The sequence below is a fragment of the Enterococcus sp. DIV0755f genome (assembly GCF_051713725.1).
GTDB lineage: Bacteria > Bacillota > Bacilli > Lactobacillales > Enterococcaceae > Enterococcus_D > Enterococcus_D casseliflavus.
In genome coordinates, this window is sequence record NZ_JBIOQL010000001.1 from 2,943,805 (window position 1) to 2,963,569 (window position 19,765).

Consider the following 19,765-nt stretch of genomic DNA (forward strand, 5'->3'; position numbering starts at 1 on the left):
CGGATCAAGTTTCTATATCAAAATTATTTTCGTCTTGCAAGCAAAAAGATTGTGAAAAATTATGTATTTAAACCTAAGGATTTTCCTTGTTATAAAAGCATTCTGCAAACCAATTGAATAAATTTCACAATATTCTACTGCTTTTTCGTACCTATTGCGGCAGCGATTCGCCGTGTTATACTGAAGAGAAAAACAGATAGGATGGGATCTTGATGAAGAAAAAAATCGTATTGCCACTACCGCCCTTATTGTCGGCATTAGAGCCACAGGATTTTTATTTAGAAGAAGAACTGCTTTTCGAAGGTGCTTTCTTCGAAGGCGGTGACTATAGCTATGATGCTTGCAAAAATCTCATCTTGAAGCAATGTCATTTCAAGAAAGTGACGATGCAAAAAACACGCTTGAGTCAATGGGAATGCCAAAACGTTCTTTTTGAGAATTGCGATTTTTCTAATCTGGAATGTTTTGGCGCCAGCTTCCATCGGGTTCACTTTAAACAATGCAAATTGACTGGCACCAATTTTGCGGAAAGCTATTTCCGTGACTGCACCTTTGAAGATTGCGTGGCGAACTTTGCTTCTTTTAGCAACACCAATTTACGGACGATGCTGTTTCGTCAGTGCCAACTAAACGACAGTGAGTTTTATGAAATGGATTGGAAACACTTGACGCTACAAGAAAACCAGTTGAACAATAGCAACTGGTTTCACACAAAATTAGCAACTTTAGATTTTCGGACCAATCAATTTCAAAAGATCGCGTTGTCCTTTGAACAATTGCGGGGGCTAACGGTCGATCAAGAACAAGCCTTGGTCATCGCCGCCGGTCTAGGTTTGGTGATCGATTAACGAATTCTGCGCCATAAAGCAATCAACATCCAGATGGATAACACTAAACTGATCAATAAGGCAATCCCCCAACCGAAAATACTATTGGTAAAAGGCAGTGGAACATTCATGCCAAAGAAACTGGTGACGATGGAAGGCACAGTCAATAAGAGGGACCAAACGGTCAAAAACTTCATGGTATCATTCAAGTTATTGTTTAACAGATTATTGTAGGTTCCAGATAGTTGCTCTAAAATTTGAAAAGCCAGCAACGTCATTTCCACTGCCTGTTTGGCTTCGATCAGGGCATCATCCAGCTGTTCCCGCTCGTCATCATCCATCAAGCGATAAATGGATAACGCTTTGATCTGCTCCAAGAGGACCGCATTTTGTTTCGTGGCAGACACTAAAAAGACTAAACCGACTTCCAAATCGGACATTTGCAGCAGGTTTTTATTGGTGGTTTTTTCCCGTAGTCGCTGATTCAAGCGAATCCGTTCACTATTGACTTCTTCGACTAGCGGAAAAAACGTGCCTGAAATCAAGAATAAGCTTTGAAACAAAAAGTGCAGCGGTGTTTGCTGCGGCTTTTGCAGGATCAAGCGCTCCATCATCGGAATCACATAACGGGTATTATGGGAGGCAAAAGTAAAGATCTGCTTCTTTTTTAAAATAAACGTCATTGGGCTGGTCTCAAAATGATTGTCCCGCTTTTCTTGCTGAGGTACGTTGAAAACCAGCAGCAATGCTTCTTCTTCGGCATCGTATTCGACTCGTGCGCGTTCGTTTTTATCTAGAGAATACGTAAGCATCTCATCCGACAGATGATATTGTTTTTGTAGTGCCATCACGCTTTTTGCGTCTTGCTGGTCGACTTGAATCCATTCATAGTTTCCATCATAAAAGACATGTTTGTTTTTCACAGTCCATCCTCCACTCTTGCTTTCTTCTATTATAAAAGAAAACAGCCAGAAGCCCAATCAAAGGACTTTTCTGGCTGTATCGGCTATTGCTATTTACGGGCGTCTTTCAAAGCATCTTCCACCATTGTTAAAACGGCCTGTGCCGCTTGCGGGTCTTCGACAAAATTGAATTGATCGCCATCAATCTGGATCTTTGGACTCTCATTGTATTCTTCGTACCATTGATCGTAGCGTTTGTTCAACTCTTTGTAGTAGTCGTATAACGAAGGATCAAAGGTCAATTGTTCGTATTCCCGCCCACGTTTTTCAATACGCTCCAGCATCGTTTCAAAAGAAACGCGAATATGCACCAAAAGATCTGGATGCTTTTTGTGGGCTGCATACGGCAGCTCTTCCAACATATTGGCTAACAATTCATCATAGACTTTGACCTCGGTATCGGTTGCTCGCCCGAGGTCCGCATTTAAATGGAACAACAGTGAATCCTCATAAATGGAACGGTCCAAGACGTTATTGTCGTCTTTCATAGCTTGCTTGATACTTTCAAATCGTTTATTTAAGAAATAGATTTGCAGTAAAAACGCATATTTATTTGGATCTGCATAAAATAATGGTAACACTTCATTGTCATCGATCGATTCATAAAAGGCTTGACTGCCAAAATGATTGGCGATCAATGCGGTCAAACTTGATTTACCGGCACCAATCGTTCCTGCTAATACGATCACGCTCATATCCCCCAACTCACTCATCACTAAATATTGTATGTTGCACTTGCGATATCAACTATACAATACTATATCTTGTGCCGTCAACTGAAACTTTTGAAGCACAGATCAAGAAGTTTTTCAATAAAAGTTTAAAGATTTTTGCTTTTTTTTGAAATCTCATACGGAATGCTTAACGAAAGAGCCTTCTTCTAGTAAAATAGGAAAGGATCTTTAATTAAATTGTGTTTTTGTCAGGAGATAGTTACAATTGACTGACAAACGATAAATGAATCATGTGGGGTAAGCTCCCTAGAGAAATGAGGAAAATAATGTCAATTGGTACTGGCATAGCTACAGGAAAAATCATCTTAATGGGTGAACATTCAGTTGTTTACGGTGAACCAGCAATTGCTTTCCCTTTTGCGGGAGCAAAAGTACAAGTCGAGATCACAGCAAATGAAACAAACACCTTGATTTCAAGTTACTATCACGGTCTGCTTGAAGAAGTCCCCAGCCACTTAAAAAATGTCAAAGACTTGCTGCATCGTCTGCAACAAGATTTCCACACGGGTCCTTTTGCAACCTCCATCGTCAGCACCATCCCTTCTGAACGGGGAATGGGTTCTAGCGCGGCGGTCGCTGTTGCACTGACTCGCGCTTTTTTTGATTGGATCAAAAAAGATTTTACAAAAGAAGAATTGATGACCTATGTCAACTTTTCTGAAAAAATCGCTCACGGCAATCCTAGCGGGATCGATGCTGCAGCAGCTAGCGGGACGGATGCCATTTACTTTATCAAAGGGCATCCCATCACTTCGTTTCCCCTCACGATCGACGGTTATTTGCTCGTCGCTGATACTGGCATCAAAGGGCAAACGAGAGAAGCTGTCAAAAGTGTCGCCCATCTTTTTGAAACCAGCAAGCAGCTGGCCAGTCAAGCGATCCAGCGTTTAGGGATCGAAACCAAAAGAGCCAAAGAGGCAATTATAGCCAATCAATTAGAAATATTAGGCGAAAGCATGAACAATGCCCATCAGGCACTGCAGCAGTTAGGGGTCAGCAATCAGCAACTGGATCAGTTGGTTTCCTCAGCATTGGCACACGGGGCTTATGGGGCGAAGCTGACCGGCGGGGGCCGAGGCGGCTGTATGATCGCACTAACCAAAACGAAGGAACAGGCTGAGAACATCAGCCGTATTTTATTGTCCGATGGCGCTCATGCGGCATGGATACAAGGATTAGGAGTTTATGAACATGTATAAGGGAAAGGCTCGTGCCTACACGAATATCGCATTGATCAAGTATTGGGGAAAACAAGACGAAACCTTCATTTTACCGATGAACAATAGTTTGTCCCTGACCCTCGATGCTTTTTACACAGAAACAACGGTGGCTTTTTCACCCGATTTTACACAGGATCGCTTTACGCTGGATGGCGTGGTGCAAACAGACGCTGCCACCAAAAAAGTTGCGGACTTTTTGGATCTGGTACGAAAAAAAGCGGACTGCCCGTGGTATGCCACGGTGGAAAGTCAAAACTTCGTCCCAACCGCTGCTGGACTTGCCTCTTCTGCCAGCGGATTAGCGGCCTTGGCGGGTGCCTGTAGTGAAGCACTGGACTTAAACTTGTCGGAGCAAGAGCTATCCCGTTTGGCCCGTCGCGGTTCTGGTTCGGCTTGTCGGAGTATCTACGGTGGCTTTGCTGAATGGCATCAAGGCACCGATGAGACTTCTTTTGCCACCCAAGTGCCGTCGAATGGATGGGAAGAAGAATTAAGTATGATCTTTATTTTGATCAACGCACAAGCCAAAGAAGTCTCCAGTCGTGAGGGGATGCGCCGAACCGTTGAAACCTCGAGCTTTTATCCAGGCTGGCTTTCTGCCACTGCGAGCGATCTCGTGAAAATGAAACAAGCGATTGCCGAAAAAGACTTTACTGCTTTAGGTGAAACGACCGAGGCCAACGCCTTGAAAATGCATGGAACGACCTTAGCCGCCGAACCACCTTTTACTTATTGGTCTTCTGAATCTTTACGAGCTATGGAATGTGTCCGAATGCTGCGAAAAAAAGGATTGGCTTGCTATTTCACGATGGATGCTGGTCCCAATGTCAAAGTTTTATGCCAAAAACAAGAAGAACAAACGATTTTACGTGAATTAAGTGCTCACTTTGCCTCAGAACAATTAGTAACTGCTCATGCGGGCAAAGGATTAGCCTTTTTACCGGTGGAAGAATCTTCCCCCATCAACTAAGAAGCCATTAAGAAGCCATCGATTAGGAGTGTCGAAATGATTGAACTATCCGTTCCTGGAAAACTATTTATTGCTGGTGAATACGCCGTTGTCGAACCAGGTCATCCTGCAATCATCGTTGCCGTTGACCAATTTATCACGGTCACTGTTGAAGAGGCCCGTAAAAATGGCAGCATCCAGTCTGCCCAATACAGCGACCTGCCGATTCGCTGGACGCGTCGCAAAGGCGAATTAGTCTTAGACCACCGGGATAACCCGTTCCACTATATTTTGGCAGCCATTCGTCTGACGGAAAAATATGCCCAAGAAAAAGGCATCCCCCTTTCCTTTTACGATTTAAAAGTGACCAGTGAACTGGATAACTCGAATGGTCGCAAATATGGCCTCGGTTCTAGCGGTGCCGTGACTGTTGCCACGGTCAAAGCATTGAATCTGTACTATCAAATGGAAATGGATCGGTTGACCCAATTCAAAATTGCGGCTCTTGCTCATCTTGCTGTTCAAGGTAATGGGTCGTGCGGTGATATTGCGGCCTCTTGCTATGGCGGCTGGATCGCTTTTTCAACCTTCGATCACGACTGGGTCTTAGCCAAACAAAAAGACCATACCTTAACAGAATTGATCGCTTTCGATTGGCCAGGATTATCGATCCGTCCCTTGACGGTTCCGAAATCTCTTCGACTGCTGATTGGCTGGACAGGCTCTCCTGCCTCCACCTCCGATTTAGTGGATCAAGTCTATCAATCCAAAGAAGAAAAAGAAAACGCCTATGCTGCCTTTTTAGCAGCCAGCAAAGACTGCGTCAATCGATTGATCGACGGCTTCTTAAATGAAGACAGTCGCACGATCAAAAAAATGATCACGGAAAATCGAAAGCTCCTGCGGGAGTTGTCCGCACTGACTGGTGTGCCGATTGAAACTCCAGCACTTAAAAAGCTTTGTGATCTAGCAGAAAATTATTGTGGTGCAGCTAAATCTTCCGGTGCCGGCGGCGGCGATTGCGGTATCGTGATCGTTGACCAGAAAACCGGTATTTTACCATTGATGAGTGCGTGGGAAAAAGCCGAGATCACCCCCTTGCCGCTGCACGTTTACCATTACCGGGAGGACCTATCATGAATCGAAAAGATGAACATGTTTCCTTAGCAAAAGCGTTCCATAAAGAACACAGCAACGATTTTGATGCAGTTCGCTTGGTCCACCAGTCCTTTCCGCAAATTGACGTGGCTGATGTGTCAATTGCGACGACTGTCTTTGACCGCTCATTTTCCAGCCCTTTTTTCATCAATGCCATGACCGGCGGCAGTGAAAAAACCTTAAAAATCAATCAAGAGTTAGCAGAGATCGCACAAGCCTGTGAGTTGATGATGGCAACCGGCTCTGTTTCGGCTGCCTTAAAAGATCCAAGTGTCGCCGATTCTTTCCGTATCGTCCGCAAAGCCAATCCTAACGGCTTCTTATTAGCCAATATTGGCGCGGGCAGTCCCGTTGAAAATGCACAGCGGGCAGTGGAACTCTTTGGTGCCGATGCCTTGCAGATCCATCTGAATGCACCGCAAGAATTAGTGATGCCAGAAGGCGATCGTCAATTCAGCCAATGGCTGTCCTTATTGGAAAAAACGATGGCTTCTGTTGCCGTTCCGGTTGTCGTAAAAGAGGTCGGCTTTGGGATGTCCCGTGAAACGATCCAGCAGTTACTGGCGATCGGCGTACAAACGATTGATGTTGCTGGCAGCGGCGGCACAAGTTTTACGCAAATCGAAAATGCTCGTCGAAAAAAACGTGAATTGGCGTATTTAGACACCTTTGGTCAATCCACCGTGATTTCCTTGCTGGAAGCAAATGAGATCCAACAGCCCTTTACCCGCATCGCTTCAGGCGGAGTTCGGGATGCTTACGATATCTTCAAAGCACTTTGCCTTGGTGCCGATAGCGTAGGACTATCCGCCACGATCCTCGTGCTGCTTTTGTCAAAAGGCAAAGAAGAAACTATCGCCACCTTACAATCATGGAAGGAACAGCTGCAGCTGCTCTACACAATGGCAGGACAGACAAGCACCAAAGACCTTACCAAGGTCCAGCTGATTTTTTCTGGTGCTGTCAAAGAGTGGTGTGAAGCACGTCAGATTCCCTTAGCAAAGTATAGTTTGCGTTAAGCAATCCAATCGCTGACTACCACATCAAATAAGTAAAAGCAGTACAATTCGTTTTTTATTGTACTGCTTTTTTTGTGTTCTTTTTTCTATAATAGTAAATTTCCATTTATCATTTGGATAGTAATGTTATTTAATCGCTACTTGATAATCACTTTCATTATCAGGTACGTTGTTTTTTTACCATCTTGTTTTCGAATGTGCTATGCTCAAGTTGAGGGAGGAACAATCGATTATTTCTTGAGAAAAGGATCGGTTTTTCATTCCTAGACTACATTCAAAAGGAGGCGTTTCTTATGAGTAAATCAGAATCGTCGGCTGTTTTTTCAACGATCGCTTGTTTGCTATTGATGGCAACTGGCTTTCTTATGGCATCTTTTTCCATTCCTTATAGCTTTGTCCCTTATCTGTTAGCGATTCTTGCTGGTGGTTGGAAACAAACCTGGGAAGGCACGCAAGAATTGGTGCACGACAAACGGTTGAACGTCGATCTATTGATGGCATTAGCCGCCATTGGTGCCTGTATCATTGGTCATTGGTTTGAAGGGGCGATGTTGACCTTTATCTTTTGTTTGAGCGGTGCCCTTGAGGAATATACGACCAACAAAAGTACGCGAGAAATTAGTTCATTAATGGCACTGCAACCAACGACTGCCTTAAAAATGATTGAAAGTGGCGAGCTCGTCGAAGTACCAGTGGAAGCCCTTCAGTTAAAAGATACGATTATGGTGGCAAAAGGCAGTGCGATCCCGATCGACGGTATCGTGATCCAAGGAAACAGCAGCGTTGATGAGGCGGCCATCAGTGGCGAATCCATTCCTGTCGAGAAACGTTTAGGCAGTGAAGTCTTTGGCGGAACCATCAACCTCGGTCAGCCATTGTACATTGAAGTTACCCAAACGAGTGAAAACACCCGCTTTGCAAAAATCATTCAATTGGTGGAAGAAGCACAGCAAATGCCAAGTCAAACGGCGACCCTGATTGAAAAAATCGAACGGATCTATGTGCCGATCGTCTTGATCGCCGTCCCGCTAATGATCGTTTTGTGTACGTTTTTCACGAATTGGGGGTTCCAAGAAAGCTTTTATCGCGGCATGGTCTTACTGGTGGTGGCATCTCCTTGTGCCTTAGTCGCCTCTGCTACTCCTGCGACCTTAGCAGCCATTTCTCACGCTGCTCGTTTGGGCGTTTTATGCAAAGGCGGACAAGCCTTGGATGCCTTTGCCAATGTCAAAGCGATCGCTTTTGACAAAACCGGAACGCTGACTCGTGGCAAACCTGCTGTCACTGATGTCCATCTGTTGCTGGATGAACCCTTTATTCCCCAACTGATCGTCGGGATGGAAAAACAATCAAATCACCCATTGGCTGAAGCGATCTTGGCGTATTTTCATGATGAAAAGCCGTTGGAACTGGCCGTGGAAGAACAAGCGGGGGTCGGTCTAGCCGCCACTTACCAAGCTGCCCATTGGACGATTGGAAAAGAAGTCGATCTAACCTCTGTTGCTGCCAGTGAGCAAACCCGCATCCACGAATTGAAAGCAGCTGGAAAAACCTTGATTTATATCAATCGTGACCGTGTGTTAGCAGGGTATTTAGCGCTATTGGATCAGCCCCGTCCTGAAGCTCGTGAGAGTCTTGCCTACTTCAATGAGCAGGGGATTCACACGACGATGCTGACGGGTGATCATTTAGGTACTGCTAAAGTGATCGCAGCAGAAATCGGCTTGTCTGACTACGAAAGTGATTGCCTGCCTGATGAGAAAACCACTCGGATCAAAGAAATGAAAGAAACCTACAAAATCAATGCAATGGTCGGTGATGGGATCAATGATGCCCCCGCCTTAGCGACCGCAAGTGTAGGAATCGCGATGGGCGAAGGAACTGACGTCGCAATGGATGTGGCGGACATCGTCTTGATGAAAAATGATTTGCTGCGCTTGGTCGACAGTCACCGTTTGGCTAAAAAATTACAGCGGATCATCAAACAAAACATCGTCTTTTCTATCAGTGTCATCTTGTTGCTGATTGCTTCAAACTTCCTTGAATTTCTCACGCTGCCTCTAGGGGTCGTGGGTCATGAAGGAAGCACGATTTTAGTTATCTTAAACGGGTTGCGTATGCTTTTGCCATTACACAAAGAAACACCCCAGCAAGCCAAACCAACTCGCAAAGATTGTGATGATTGCGTCTTGTATCAACAGTCTTTGCATACGTGATCACTAGTTGCATTAGAAAAACGCCCGTTGTTGGCACTTCACTAGAAGTCCATCAACGGGCGTTTTGCTGTTTTTTCCTATTTATGCGTGATTGGCAAGTTGTTCCGTGTAGAGTTTGCCATCGTACATCTTAAAGAATGGATAATAGCAGAGAATGGAAACCCCTAAGTTGATCAAAGCGATCAGGATGGCTCGGAAATCACCGCCGGTTCCTAAAAACGCCCCAATTCCGACTGGCGAGATCCAGGGAATGCCAGTAATGACTTTATCGACAAAGCCAAATGAGCTAGCAAAGTAAGCAATCGTGACGTTGATCAAAGGGGTTATGATAAAGGGGATGATCAAATACGGATTGTAGACGATCGGTGCCCCGAAGATCACTGGTTCATTGATATTAAAAAGTCCTGGTAAGATCGCTGCTTTTCCTAAGACTTTGAGCTGTTGTGATTTTGCCACAAACAGCATCAATAAAACCAATCCAAGCGTACTTCCTGCGCCGCCCATAAAAATATACATGTTCACGAAATCCCCAGCAAAAATATTATTGGCACCATCGATATTTTCCGTTAGAGCCACCAAAAGGATGGGATTGATGAAACTATTTTTAATAACAGCCGTCCCATGAACCCCCACTGCCCATAAGAGATGGATAAGGAGCATAATCACGATGATTCCTAACCAAGAACCCGTCAACTCTTTCACGAATTCAAATGGTTTGGACAGCAATCCGTGAAGATCCGTGTGGAAAACCGCCAGTACCCCGTTGATCGCCACCATCAAAAAGGCGATCAAAATCGCTGGGATCAATGACGCAAATGCTTTGCTGACTCCATCAGGAACTCCTTCAGGCATCTGGATGGTAATCTTTCTTCTTACACAAAAACGATAGACCGACGTAGCAAGCACTGCGGTGATGATCCCAATAAAGATGCCTACCCCGCTAAAGCGTGTGATCCAACCGCCTATGGCGATCCCATTGTAAACAATGGCAGTTTCGCTTTCTGACTGCAGCAATTGAGCTGCCCCATCGGTAATGTCGACTTGAATGATCGTCATTAAAAAGGCAAACAAACTTAATAACGCCCCTACAAAACTGCTCATAGTCAAATGATCTTCTTTATGATAAATCTCAGTTAAATAATACCCTGTTGCTAAACAATAAAAAACAGCAATCGAGCCGACAGACATCGTGGTCACGACACTATAGAGCGGGGAAAATCGTAAAATCGTTTGTTCGAAAAAGCCAGCCAGTGGTGGAATGATCTGCGGTAAATTATTGATGATCAAAAAGATCGATCCGACGATCGTAAAAGGGACCGTAATGATCCCTGCTTGCATGATTGCGCGAATAAAGCGTAAATTCGCCAACTTATTCAAAGGCGGCATCAAACGCGTTTCTAAAAAGGTAAAAACACTTGTCATCGTTACTCCTCCAACGAAGGGATCGCCCCTTCTTCAATCAGCTTTTGATACCAATAAAAGCTGTCTTTTCTCACTCGTTTTTGTTCTTTTTCCTGTGCATCATTGCGATCCACGTAAATGAAGCCATACCGTTTTCGAATCCCCTCGTGTACACTGATCAAATCAATGGCAGACCACGGACTGTATCCGATCAGATCCACCCCAGCATTGATCGCGGCTAAGCATTGGCTGATATGCTGCGACAAATAATCGATACGGTACAGATCATGAACCGTGCCATCTGCTTCTAGATGATCTTCTGCCCCTAAGCCGTTTTCGGTAATGGTGATCGGCAAGTGATAACGATCATAAAGAGTCTGCAACGTCGTTTTCAGCCCCAAGGGATCGATGGTCCAATTGAAGGCATTTTTCTTCAAGAACGTATTGGTGAACCCTTTGTAAAAACCACGCTCCATAATGTCTTCACTTTGCTGATCGCTGATACCGTTTTTCATATCCCCAGCTTCCGTTGGCTGCTCCACTGTCACTGTGGTGTAGAAGTTCATCGCGACAAAGTCAGGCAGAGCCCGTTTCATCAACGCCTCATCCTCAGGCCCAAAGTCAATCGTGAGCCCGTTTTGGTTCAAATAATCTTGAAAGACCGTGTTGTAACGACCGAAGCAGGCAAAATCAAGGTAAGCCCAGTTCCGGACACTGTTGAAGTACAACGCTGCTTGGTTGTCTTCTGGTCGACTAGTCGCCGCATAGACCAACGAAATATTCGGCACCGGTCCGATTTTGCCATTTGGAACGATTTCATGACACGCTTCGAAGGCATATTTTTCAGCGATCATCAGGTGATGAAATTGCTGGTATTTTTCTGATAATGGAATCTTTTTCCCTAATATTTTTTGATCCACCAGCAGCATGATATTTGGTTCATTGATCGTCAGCCAGTGCGTCACTCGATCCCCATAGGCCGTAAACAGCGTTTTGGCATATGCGGCAAATGCCTCAACGGTGCTGCGTTTTGTCCAGCCGCCTTCGTCTTCCAATGCTTGCGGCAAGTCAAAATGGTTCAACGTCACAAAGGGCTGAATCCCGTGTTTTAGCAATTCATCAATGACATCGCTGTAATGATCCAATCCTTTTTGATTGACGGTACCGCGCCCTTCTGGAAAAATTCGCGACCAAGCGATCGAAAAGCGGAAAATTTTGATCCCCATTTCTGCTAACAAGGCGATATCCGCTTTGTACTGGTGGTAATGGTCGACAGCCACTGTAAAATCAGCAATCTCATGGTTGTCTCTTGGACGAGTATCTTGGACACTCAGCCCCTTGCCGTCGGTTTGATATGCCCCTTCGGTTTGGTGCGCGGAAATCGATGCTCCCCATAAAAAATCGGTTGGAAATGTCTGTTTCATATCGTACTCCTTATCCTAAATAAGATGCGTTTGACATCTTAGAATTATTGCTTGCATGGCAAAGACAATATTCTGAATTATCTCTTATTTTTCGCGGTAACGCAAAAAAAAACTCCTGTCAAGTAAGACCCTCTTGAAGAGCTGCTACTTAGACACAAAAAAAAGCAAAGTCCAGTTTCCTAGACTTTGCTTATGATTTAGAAGTAGCAGCTTATTTTTTCTCTGCTTTGTCTTCGTTCAATAGTGCTTTTCTTGAAAGGTTCACACGACCTTGTTTGTCGATTTCTGTAACCTTCACTAAGATTTCGTCGCCTTCTTTGACAACGTCTTCCACTTTGTTGACCCGTTCGTTCGCAAGTTGTGAAATATGAACTAAGCCGTCTTTGCCTTTGATCAAGTTGACAAACGCACCGAATTTTTCAATACGGACAACTTTCCCAAGGTACACTTCGCCAACTTTTACTTCTTTCGTCAATTCTTCAATGATCTTGATGGCTTTTTGGATCATTTCTGCATCAGCAGAAGCAATCGAAACTTTTCCGTCTTGATCGATATCGATTTTCACGCCAGTTTCATCAATGATGCCATTGATGGTGTCGCCGCCTTTACCGATTACATCTTTGATCTTCGCAGGATCGATTTGGATCATTTCGATCTTCGGTGCGTATTGGCTTAACTCTTCACGAGGAGCAGCCAATGTTGATGTCAATTCATTTAAGATTTCCATCCGCGCTTTTTTCGCTTGATCTAATGCTTCTGTCAAGATTTGTTCAGTGATTCCTTGGATCTTGATATCCATTTGTAACGCAGTGATCCCATCTTTGGTTCCAGCAACTTTAAAGTCCATATCGCCAAGGTGATCTTCTAAGCCTTGGATATCCGTTAAGATCGTGTAGTTTTCACCATCAGATACAAGTCCCATTGCGATACCTGCAACTGGTGCTTTGATTGGCACCCCTGCATCCATCAACGCTAAGGTTCCTGCACAAATACTTGCTTGAGAAGAAGAACCATTTGATTCTAATACTTCTGCAACTAGACGGATTGTGTAAGGGAAGTCTGTTTCATCAGGAATCACTTGTGCTAAAGCACGTTCGCCTAATGCACCATGACCGATTTCACGACGTCCTGGTGAGCCAGCACGACCAGTCGAACCAACAGAAAATTGAGGGAAGTTGTAATGGTGGATGAATCGTTTTGATTCTTCAACCCCTAATCCATCAATGATTTGGTGTTCACCTAAAGGTGCTAACGTACAAGCAGACAAGGCTTGGGTTTGTCCCCGAGTAAATAGACCAGAACCATGAACACGTGGCAATAAGCCAACTTCTGATGCCAATGGACGGATTTCGTCTAATTGACGGCCATCCGGACGAATCTTGTCGATGGTGATCAATTCGCGAACCACATCTTTTTCAAGATCTTCTGCGATTTGTTTCACTTCTTTCAAGAATTGTGCTTCCTCTTCATGTCCAGCAAATTTTTCTGCATACACTTCTTTCACTGTGTCTTTGACTTTATCGATCTCGTCTTCACGAGCCAATTTTTCTTCCGTCATAACAGCAGTTTTCATTGTTTGGTAGTAGCCGTCGAAAATTTCTTTTTTCAAGTCAGCATCTACTTGTAACAATTTGACTTCCATTTTTGGTTTGCCCACAGCTGCGACAACTTCTTCTTGGAAGGCAACCAATTCTTTGATAGCATCAAAACCAAATAATAACGCACCTAACATGTCTTCTTCAGAAACTTCTTTCGCTCCTGATTCAACCATGTTGATGGCTTTTTTCGTTCCAGCTACTGTCAATTCGATATCGGTTTGTTCTGCTTGTTCTACTGTTGGATTCAAGACGTATTCGCCATTGACCCGACCGACATCGACACCAGCGATCGGTCCGTCAAACGGGATATCTGAAATAGATAACGCTAAAGAAGAACCTAACATTGCCGCCATTGCTGGCGTACAATCTTGTTCAACACTCATTACGATGTTTGTAACTTGTACTTCGTTACGGAAGCCTTCCGCAAACATTGGACGGATCGGACGGTCGATCAAACGGGCAGTCAAGGTTGCTTCCGTACTTGGACGTCCTTCACGTTTGATAAAGCCACCAGGTACTTTCCCTACGGCATACATTTTTTCTTCGTAATTGATCGTTAATGGGAAAAAGTCGGTATCTTTTGCTTCCTTAGATGCAACCGCTGCACTTAGGACAACCGTGTCGCCATAACGAACCAATACAGCTCCGTTTGCTTGCTTGGCTAATTGGCCAACTTCTACTTCTAATGGGCGGCCGCCCCAAGTTGTTTTGAATACTTGTTTTTCTGTCATGTTCTGCTCCTTTTCATCGGATCCCAGCAAGTCACTACTAAACAAATGAAAAAATCGGAATGTCGTTCCGCTGCTTTCATTTGGTTAGTAGGATGCTGCTTACAAGGACCCAAAATTCTTTTTGGCTGCGCTTTTTGATTCACCAGTCAAAAGGCCGCTATTTCGGTGTTTCACTTTTTAGATGGCTCAAGCTTACCTGTCAGACTGCATCAGCTGTTTTAGCCGACAATGCAGTCGCAGTGATTCCGCTGCTTGGTCACTACGCTCGTTGCTCTCGCCTAGTACTATTCATCATCTGCTCTGTGCGGCTTGCGCCGCTCAGTCGCAGTGATTCCACTGCTTGGTCACTACGCTCGCTGCTCTCGCCTAGTACTATTCATCATCTGCTCTGTGCGGCTTGCGCCGCCCAGTCGCAGTGATTCATAGCAAAAAAGTGAGATTCGGGTTGAACCTCACTTTTCTTTGTTTGATTAACGACGTAATCCTAAAGCTTGGATTAATTCGCGGTAACGTTGTACGTCTTTTTGACGTAGGTAAGCTAATAAGTTACGACGATGTCCAACTTTTTTCATCAACCCACGGTATGAATGGTGGTCTTTTTTGTGCATACGTGCATGTTCGTTCAAATGGTTGATTTCTTCTGTTAAAACAGCGATTTGAACTTCTGGAGAACCAGTATCTCCTTCATGACGTGCAAATTTGTTGATGATTTCGTTTTTGCGTTCTTTTGAAATTGCCATGTTTTTCACCTCTTTTTCTTTTTCCCCTGCGACTGAGTAAAACGTTGGTGATTCGTTAAACCAAGTAACAGGTACTGTGCTTTTCACACGTAATTACTTTACTTGATTCTAAGTAAAAAAGCAAGTTTATCTACCTATTCTTTTCGTTTCTTTTGAAAGCTCCTCCAAAACTTATGTTATACTTAGGATACTACTCTATCTAAAGGAAGTGTAAGGATGAGCGTTCTTTCCCGAATCGAGAGCATGAAAAATGAATTATCGCTTTCTGAGAAGAAACTCTTCGCATTCATGGAGGCCAATCCTGAAAAAGTGCCGTCGATGACTGCGAGTCAATTAGCAGAAGCCACTGGGATCAGTGCACCAACCGTTGTACGTTTTGCGAAAAAAACCGGCTTTGCTAGTTTGACAGATTTAAAAATACAATTATCTGCCGAATCCGGCTTGCGCCACAATGCCAATGAGCATTTAGGCTATGCCGATGTTGAATTAAACGAGCCCTTTCATGCCATCACCTCAAAATTGAGCCACAATGCCCAGGTGACCATGAATGAGACGGCCCAATTATTAGAAGAACAGCTGATGTTGGCTGCCGCTGAACTGATCGCGACTCGTGAACGCATTTTTGTCTGCGGAATCGGTGCTTCCTCATTGATCGCACAAGATATCCAGCAAAAATGGACTCGTTTAGGCAAGATCGTCGTGTTTGAAAATGACTACAATCTCTTGTTGCCGCAACTTGTCAAAAACGAGAAAAAAAGTCTGGTCTGGGTCATTTCCAACAGTGGACACACGCCTGAGATGGTTCACTTAGCCGAAATCGCTAAAAATCTTGGCGTTCCGATCCTGTCGCTCACCCGCTTTGGTAGCAATCCGTTGACGAAGTTGGCGGATGTTCCCCTGCAAGTGTCCCGTTCCAAAGAAGCCAACCAGCGGAGTGCCGCTACCAATTCAATCATCGCCCACCTATTAGCGGTCGATGTCCTTTTCTATGTCTTTTTAAGTAAAAATGAAAAGCTGGCACGCAATATCTACGCGTCACGCCAAGCCATCGCTGATTTTCGTGAGAAGTATTTGTAAAATGTTCATACCCAAAAGAAATCCGCAGGAATATGTTCCTGCGGTATTTTTGCTTCTAATCGGACACTTTGATCAATCAATGGCATTTCTAGCAGCTACTTCTACCAACCAAAAACTGGACGCTTTAGGATAACGCTCGAAGTTATTCTTCAAATCTACTCGATAAAAACCATAGCGGTTTTTATAAGCGTTCAACCAGCTCCAGCAATCCATAAAGGTCCACATATGGTAGCCGAAACAAGGTGACCCATCTTCGATCGCGCGATGCAGCTGACGCAAATGGTCTTCAACAAAGGTAATCCGATACGTATCATTGACTTGCCCCGTGGCATCCATGAACCGTTCTTCCTCTGACACCCCCATGCCATTTTCGGAAATAAACCATGGCATGTTTTGATAGTCATTCTTCAGACGCATCGCAATATCGTAGATTCCTTCTGGATAGATTTCCCAGCCACGATGAGGATTGATTTTTTTCTCTGGCCAATCGTACCCACGAAACAACTGACGCGGCTCAAAGGGATTGGATGCTCCATTCTGCGGAAGGGGCGCTTGGATCCGCAACGGTTGATAATAATTGCAACCGATAAAATCTACGGTATTTTCACGAAAAATTTCCGCATCTGCTGCCTCATATTCAGGGGTCAATTGATGCTCCTTGAACAAGCTCGTTAGTTTTTCAGGAAATTGTCCATAAACGACACAGTCCAAAAAACTGCGAATATACAAGAGGTCCGCCCATTCAGCGGCTTCTCGATCAGCCGCTTCTTGGCTTTTTGGATAAACAGGTGACAAATTCAAGATGATACAGATTTCTCCATCAGGAAGTGCGAGTTTACGAAACTCAGCAACCGCCTTCGCATGAGCTAGCAAAGTATGATAACCCACTTGGATCGCCCGCTTGAAATCACGCACTTGCGGCCAATGAGCATCTCCGTAATACCCACATTCAATATGCACCAATGGTTCATTAAAGGTCGCCCATTTTTTCACTAAATCGCCGAATTGTTCAAAAGCAGTTTTTGCATAAAATGCAAAATGGTCAACGGATTCCCTGGCTTCCCAGCCTCCTTTCTCCATCAGCCACCAAGGCATGTCAAAATGAAACAAATTAATGATCGGTTCGATGCCTTGATCCAGCATTTCCTGAAAATATGCCCGATAAAACTTTACTGCCGTCTGATTCAATGTTTTTCCGTCTGGTAATAAGCGGGTCCATGCAATCGATGTCCGATAGGAATTTAAGTTCATGGCCTTCATGTTTGCCACGTCTTCACGGTATTGATAGTAGGTATTTGAAGTGTCGCTTGGTCCGACACCATCGTAAAAGCGTGACGGCTCTAACTCAAACCATTTGTCCCATGTAGAGGGACTTTTGCCGTCAACAGCCGCAGCCCCCTCGGTTTGCGGTGCTGACGCGGCCGCTCCCCATAAAAAGTTTTTTGGAAAGTGAATCATTCTTTTGCTCCTTTCTGAGTTACCTGCCACGTACGGTCAGGGTTGGATCGTTGAAATACAAATCGATACTGCTGACCTGTTTTTTCGACTTCCAGACAAAACGATGCAGTATCTTTCAAAGAAATTGCCAGCTGCTGCACTGATGCTTCATCGATCACGAGTTGAAAAGCTACTTGCCCTTGATTAGGCACCCATACTTTTTGAAAGCCACACAGGACTTTTTTCCTCGGCACATATGCTTTTGTGTACTCTTTTAGATAACATTGAATGACTTCTTTGCCAGAAACTGCAGAATGATTTTCGAGTGTGCCGCTAACGATAATGCCTTCACCTGCATATTCAGCCGAAACCGCGCTGCAAGTAAAAGAGGCATAACTAAGACCATAACCAAAAGAATATACTGGTGCGCCGTTTTGATCGAGGTAGTCTTTTTGAAACGCTGTGTTGCGATAATTATAACAGACTGGCAGCTGTCCAACCGTATCAGGAATAGAAACTGCTAATTTCCCACTAGGAACCGTTTCGCCAAAAAGAATCCGAGCAATCGCTTCCCCTCCATATTGGCCGGGATAGCCAGCGTAAAGCAGTCCATCGAATACTTCTTTCAACGGAGCTAAGCAATGCGGTCGTCCAGAAATCACGATCCCAATCAGCGGCTTTTTCCTCTTCTTCAACGCAAACAGTAAATCCAACTGGCATTGCGGCAAATCGAGGGTAGCTAAGTCGATGTTTTCTCCGCTGGTCATTTCCTGAGATCCCCTTAAGGCGGCGCCGTTCTTGTCAAAATCCGTTGTGAAATCACGGGCACTGGAGCCACCAATCGTCACTAAGATGACATCAGCGTCTTCTGCGATCTGACAAGCCCGCCGTCGTTGCGCCGTTGTTCCATTGGCGATTTCGCAGCCTTTTTCGTAGGCGAAATCCACTTGATGCGTATTTAATTTGGTCAACCCTTCCCAAAGAGTCATACACATTGCTTCCTCCATAAATGGGGTATAATCCCCCAGCTGATGATACAGCTGTTTAACGTGAGGACCAATGACAGCAATTTTTTGTCGCGTTTTCTTCAAAGGCAAAATGCCATTGTTTTCTAGTAAGACGACGGATTCTTCTGCTAATTTTAAGGAAGCGTGTCGGGCCTTTTCTTTGTCTGGCAATGAAACGTGGGGCGTTGCTTCTTTAAACAAGCCAAGTTTTTCTTTCAAAAGAAGCACACGCCGGACCGCCTCGTCGATAACCGTTTCCGCAATCAATCCGTCAAGGACAGCTTCTTCCAATACAGGGAAAACTTCGTCCCATAAACTAACATCTACACCGCTGGTCAAGGATTTGGCGGCTGCTTGCGAGCGACTTCCCAGCCAGTCAGCAATCCGATCCAACCCACACCCATCAGCCATAACGATTCCCGCAAAGCCACTTTCTTCTCTTAAAACCTCTTGCAGCAAATACGTATTGGCATGGCAAGGAACGCCATCTAGATCATTGTATGCAGCCATACACCCCAAAGCCCCAGCAGCAATCCCCGCTTTCATTGGTGGCAGATGAATTTCACGGAATTCCCGATCACCGATCGCCACTGGTCCTGCATTGTGCCCCCCCATTCCTGCACCTTGGGCAGCAAAATGCTTCAACACCGCTAAAACGTTCTGTTTTTCTATCGTTGTTTTTGATCCTTGCAATCCTCTGACGGCCGCTTTGGTAAAGCTGCTGGTTAAAAATGGATCTTCACTGAAACATTCTTCAGTTCGTCCCCAACGCGGATCTCTAGCAATGTCCAATGCGGAAACTAAGCCGACATGGGCCCCTTTTGCTCGAATCTCTTGAGCAGTGATAGTTTGGGCCGCTTGATACAGGTCGGGATTCCAACTAGAACCGACACTAAAATTGACCGGAAATGTCGTGGCTTCCAAACCTTGGTGCCCGTGGGGACACTCTTCACTGAGAAAGGCTGGAATCCCCAACCGAGTGTGCTCCTGCAAATAAGTTTGAATCATAAGGGATAGCTCATAGGACTCCGCGGTCGTCAGGCCAGTTTGCTGATTTCTACCTGACCAAGGATCAGCCCGAAACACGCCGTAGATCCAGCCAAGACTGCCAAAACGAGCTACTTCTTTTTTAAAGGTTTCAGTCAACATAATTTTTCCGTTAGTTTTTTCATAGACTTCCCAACCATACAGACGCTGATTCAGCTGGCCGATTTTTTCTTTCAACGTCATTTGCCGTAAAAGTGTCTCAATCATATGCTTCTCCA

15 protein-coding genes are annotated in these 19,765 nt (G+C 44.7%); 7 read left to right on the plus strand and 8 right to left on the minus strand.

The features are described 5' to 3' along the window. Nucleotides 1-212: 212 nt before the first annotated feature. Complete coding sequence (locus IGI73_RS13545; protein ID WP_010749132.1) at nt 213-848, plus strand: pentapeptide repeat-containing protein; 636 nt, start codon at nt 213-215, stop codon at nt 846-848. On the opposite strand, the gene IGI73_RS13550 is transcribed toward IGI73_RS13545, so the two are convergent. Together IGI73_RS13550 and IGI73_RS13555 are read right to left on the minus strand one after the other, a co-directional pair. Then, the gene (locus tag IGI73_RS13550; protein WP_428206749.1) at nt 845-1,750 is read right to left on the minus strand and encodes a magnesium transporter CorA family protein; all 906 of its coding nucleotides are present in this window, start codon (nt 1,748-1,750) and stop codon (nt 845-847) included. The two genes, IGI73_RS13545 and IGI73_RS13550, sit on opposite strands and share 4 nt — an antisense overlap. Nucleotides 1,751-1,839: 89 nt before the next feature. After that, nucleotides 1,840-2,484, minus strand: a complete 645-nt coding sequence (locus IGI73_RS13555; protein WP_010749130.1) for a deoxynucleoside kinase — start codon at nt 2,482-2,484, stop codon at nt 1,840-1,842. Between the two features lie 305 nt (nt 2,485-2,789). Here IGI73_RS13555 and mvk point away from each other — a divergent pair, with 305 nt between their 5' ends. The 5 genes from mvk to IGI73_RS13580 all read left to right on the plus strand — a co-directional run bounded on the left by mvk (nt 2,790) and on the right by IGI73_RS13580 (nt 9,085). Beyond that, nucleotides 2,790-3,722, plus strand: a complete 933-nt coding sequence (gene mvk / locus IGI73_RS13560; protein ID WP_194195201.1) for a mevalonate kinase — start codon at nt 2,790-2,792, stop codon at nt 3,720-3,722. After that, nucleotides 3,715-4,713 (plus strand): diphosphomevalonate decarboxylase, encoded by a 999-nt coding sequence (gene mvaD, locus IGI73_RS13565; protein WP_060791519.1) that lies wholly within the window; start codon nt 3,715-3,717, stop codon nt 4,711-4,713. Before mvk ends, mvaD begins: the two co-directional genes overlap by 8 nt. A gap of 36 nt (nt 4,714-4,749) precedes the next feature. Further along, nucleotides 4,750-5,832: a phosphomevalonate kinase gene (locus tag IGI73_RS13570; RefSeq protein WP_016609860.1), complete on the plus strand. Its 1,083-nt coding sequence runs from the start codon at nt 4,750-4,752 to the stop codon at nt 5,830-5,832. Then, nucleotides 5,829-6,869, plus strand: a complete 1,041-nt coding sequence (gene fni, locus IGI73_RS13575; RefSeq protein ID WP_142967430.1) for a type 2 isopentenyl-diphosphate Delta-isomerase — start codon at nt 5,829-5,831, stop codon at nt 6,867-6,869. Before IGI73_RS13570 ends, fni begins: the two co-directional genes overlap by 4 nt. A gap of 293 nt (nt 6,870-7,162) precedes the next feature. Continuing rightward, entirely contained in the window at nt 7,163-9,085 is a 1,923-nt protein-coding gene (locus tag IGI73_RS13580; protein WP_010749126.1) for a heavy metal translocating P-type ATPase, read from the plus strand. 81 nt (nt 9,086-9,166) lie between these two features. Here IGI73_RS13580 and celB read toward each other — a convergent pair whose 3' ends face one another. The 4 genes from celB to rpsO all read right to left on the minus strand — a co-directional run bounded on the left by celB (nt 9,167) and on the right by rpsO (nt 14,979). Next, on the minus strand, nt 9,167-10,507 hold the full coding sequence (gene celB / locus IGI73_RS13585) for a PTS cellobiose transporter subunit IIC (RefSeq protein WP_005228080.1): 1,341 nt from the start codon (nt 10,505-10,507) through the stop codon (nt 9,167-9,169). A 2-nt stretch (nt 10,508-10,509) separates the two neighbouring features. Further along, a complete protein-coding gene (locus IGI73_RS13590) occupies nt 10,510-11,910 on the minus strand; it encodes a glycoside hydrolase family 1 protein (protein ID WP_428206751.1) in 1,401 nt (466 codons plus the stop codon). A gap of 211 nt (nt 11,911-12,121) precedes the next feature. Continuing rightward, complete coding sequence (pnp, locus tag IGI73_RS13595; protein WP_005231801.1) at nt 12,122-14,239, minus strand: polyribonucleotide nucleotidyltransferase; 2,118 nt, start codon at nt 14,237-14,239, stop codon at nt 12,122-12,124. A gap of 470 nt (nt 14,240-14,709) precedes the next feature. Next, entirely contained in the window at nt 14,710-14,979 is a 270-nt protein-coding gene (rpsO, locus tag IGI73_RS13600; RefSeq protein ID WP_005228072.1) for a 30S ribosomal protein S15, read from the minus strand. Between the two features lie 216 nt (nt 14,980-15,195). Between rpsO and IGI73_RS13605 the strand changes: the two genes are divergently transcribed. Then, the gene (locus IGI73_RS13605; protein WP_005228070.1) at nt 15,196-16,056 is read left to right on the plus strand and encodes a MurR/RpiR family transcriptional regulator; all 861 of its coding nucleotides are present in this window, start codon (nt 15,196-15,198) and stop codon (nt 16,054-16,056) included. Nucleotides 16,057-16,128: 72 nt separating this feature from the next. Here IGI73_RS13605 and IGI73_RS13610 read toward each other — a convergent pair whose 3' ends face one another. Further along, nucleotides 16,129-17,514: a glycoside hydrolase family 1 protein gene (locus IGI73_RS13610; protein ID WP_428206752.1), complete on the minus strand. Its 1,386-nt coding sequence runs from the start codon at nt 17,512-17,514 to the stop codon at nt 16,129-16,131. Then, nucleotides 17,511-19,754, minus strand: a complete 2,244-nt coding sequence (locus tag IGI73_RS13615; RefSeq protein WP_428206753.1) for a glycoside hydrolase family 3 N-terminal domain-containing protein — start codon at nt 19,752-19,754, stop codon at nt 17,511-17,513. Before IGI73_RS13615 ends, IGI73_RS13610 begins: the two co-directional genes overlap by 4 nt. Nucleotides 19,755-19,765: the final 11 nt, after the last annotated feature.

Excerpts from the sequence above, each read along its gene's own strand:
- IGI73_RS13545 (WP_010749132.1), top strand. The coding sequence starts at position 213 with ATGAAGAAAAAAATCGTATTGCCACTACCGCCCTTATTGTCGGCATTA.
- IGI73_RS13555 (WP_010749130.1), bottom strand. The coding sequence starts at position 2,484 with ATGAGCGTGATCGTATTAGCAGGAACGATTGGTGCCGGTAAATCAAGT.
- mvk (WP_194195201.1), top strand. The coding sequence starts at position 2,790 with ATGTCAATTGGTACTGGCATAGCTACAGGAAAAATCATCTTAATGGGT.
- mvaD (WP_060791519.1), top strand. The coding sequence starts at position 3,715 with ATGTATAAGGGAAAGGCTCGTGCCTACACGAATATCGCATTGATCAAG.
- IGI73_RS13570 (WP_016609860.1), top strand. The coding sequence starts at position 4,750 with ATGATTGAACTATCCGTTCCTGGAAAACTATTTATTGCTGGTGAATAC.
- fni (WP_142967430.1), top strand. The coding sequence starts at position 5,829 with ATGAATCGAAAAGATGAACATGTTTCCTTAGCAAAAGCGTTCCATAAA.
- IGI73_RS13580 (WP_010749126.1), top strand. The coding sequence starts at position 7,163 with ATGAGTAAATCAGAATCGTCGGCTGTTTTTTCAACGATCGCTTGTTTG.
- celB (WP_005228080.1), bottom strand. The coding sequence starts at position 10,507 with ATGACAAGTGTTTTTACCTTTTTAGAAACGCGTTTGATGCCGCCTTTG.
- IGI73_RS13590 (WP_428206751.1), bottom strand. The coding sequence starts at position 11,910 with ATGAAACAGACATTTCCAACCGATTTTTTATGGGGAGCATCGATTTCC.
- pnp (WP_005231801.1), bottom strand. The coding sequence starts at position 14,239 with ATGACAGAAAAACAAGTATTCAAAACAACTTGGGGCGGCCGCCCATTA.
- rpsO (WP_005228072.1), bottom strand. The coding sequence starts at position 14,979 with ATGGCAATTTCAAAAGAACGCAAAAACGAAATCATCAACAAATTTGCA.
- IGI73_RS13605 (WP_005228070.1), top strand. The coding sequence starts at position 15,196 with ATGAGCGTTCTTTCCCGAATCGAGAGCATGAAAAATGAATTATCGCTT.
- IGI73_RS13610 (WP_428206752.1), bottom strand. The coding sequence starts at position 17,514 with ATGATTCACTTTCCAAAAAACTTTTTATGGGGAGCGGCCGCGTCAGCA.
- IGI73_RS13615 (WP_428206753.1), bottom strand. The coding sequence starts at position 19,754 with ATGATTGAGACACTTTTACGGCAAATGACGTTGAAAGAAAAAATCGGC.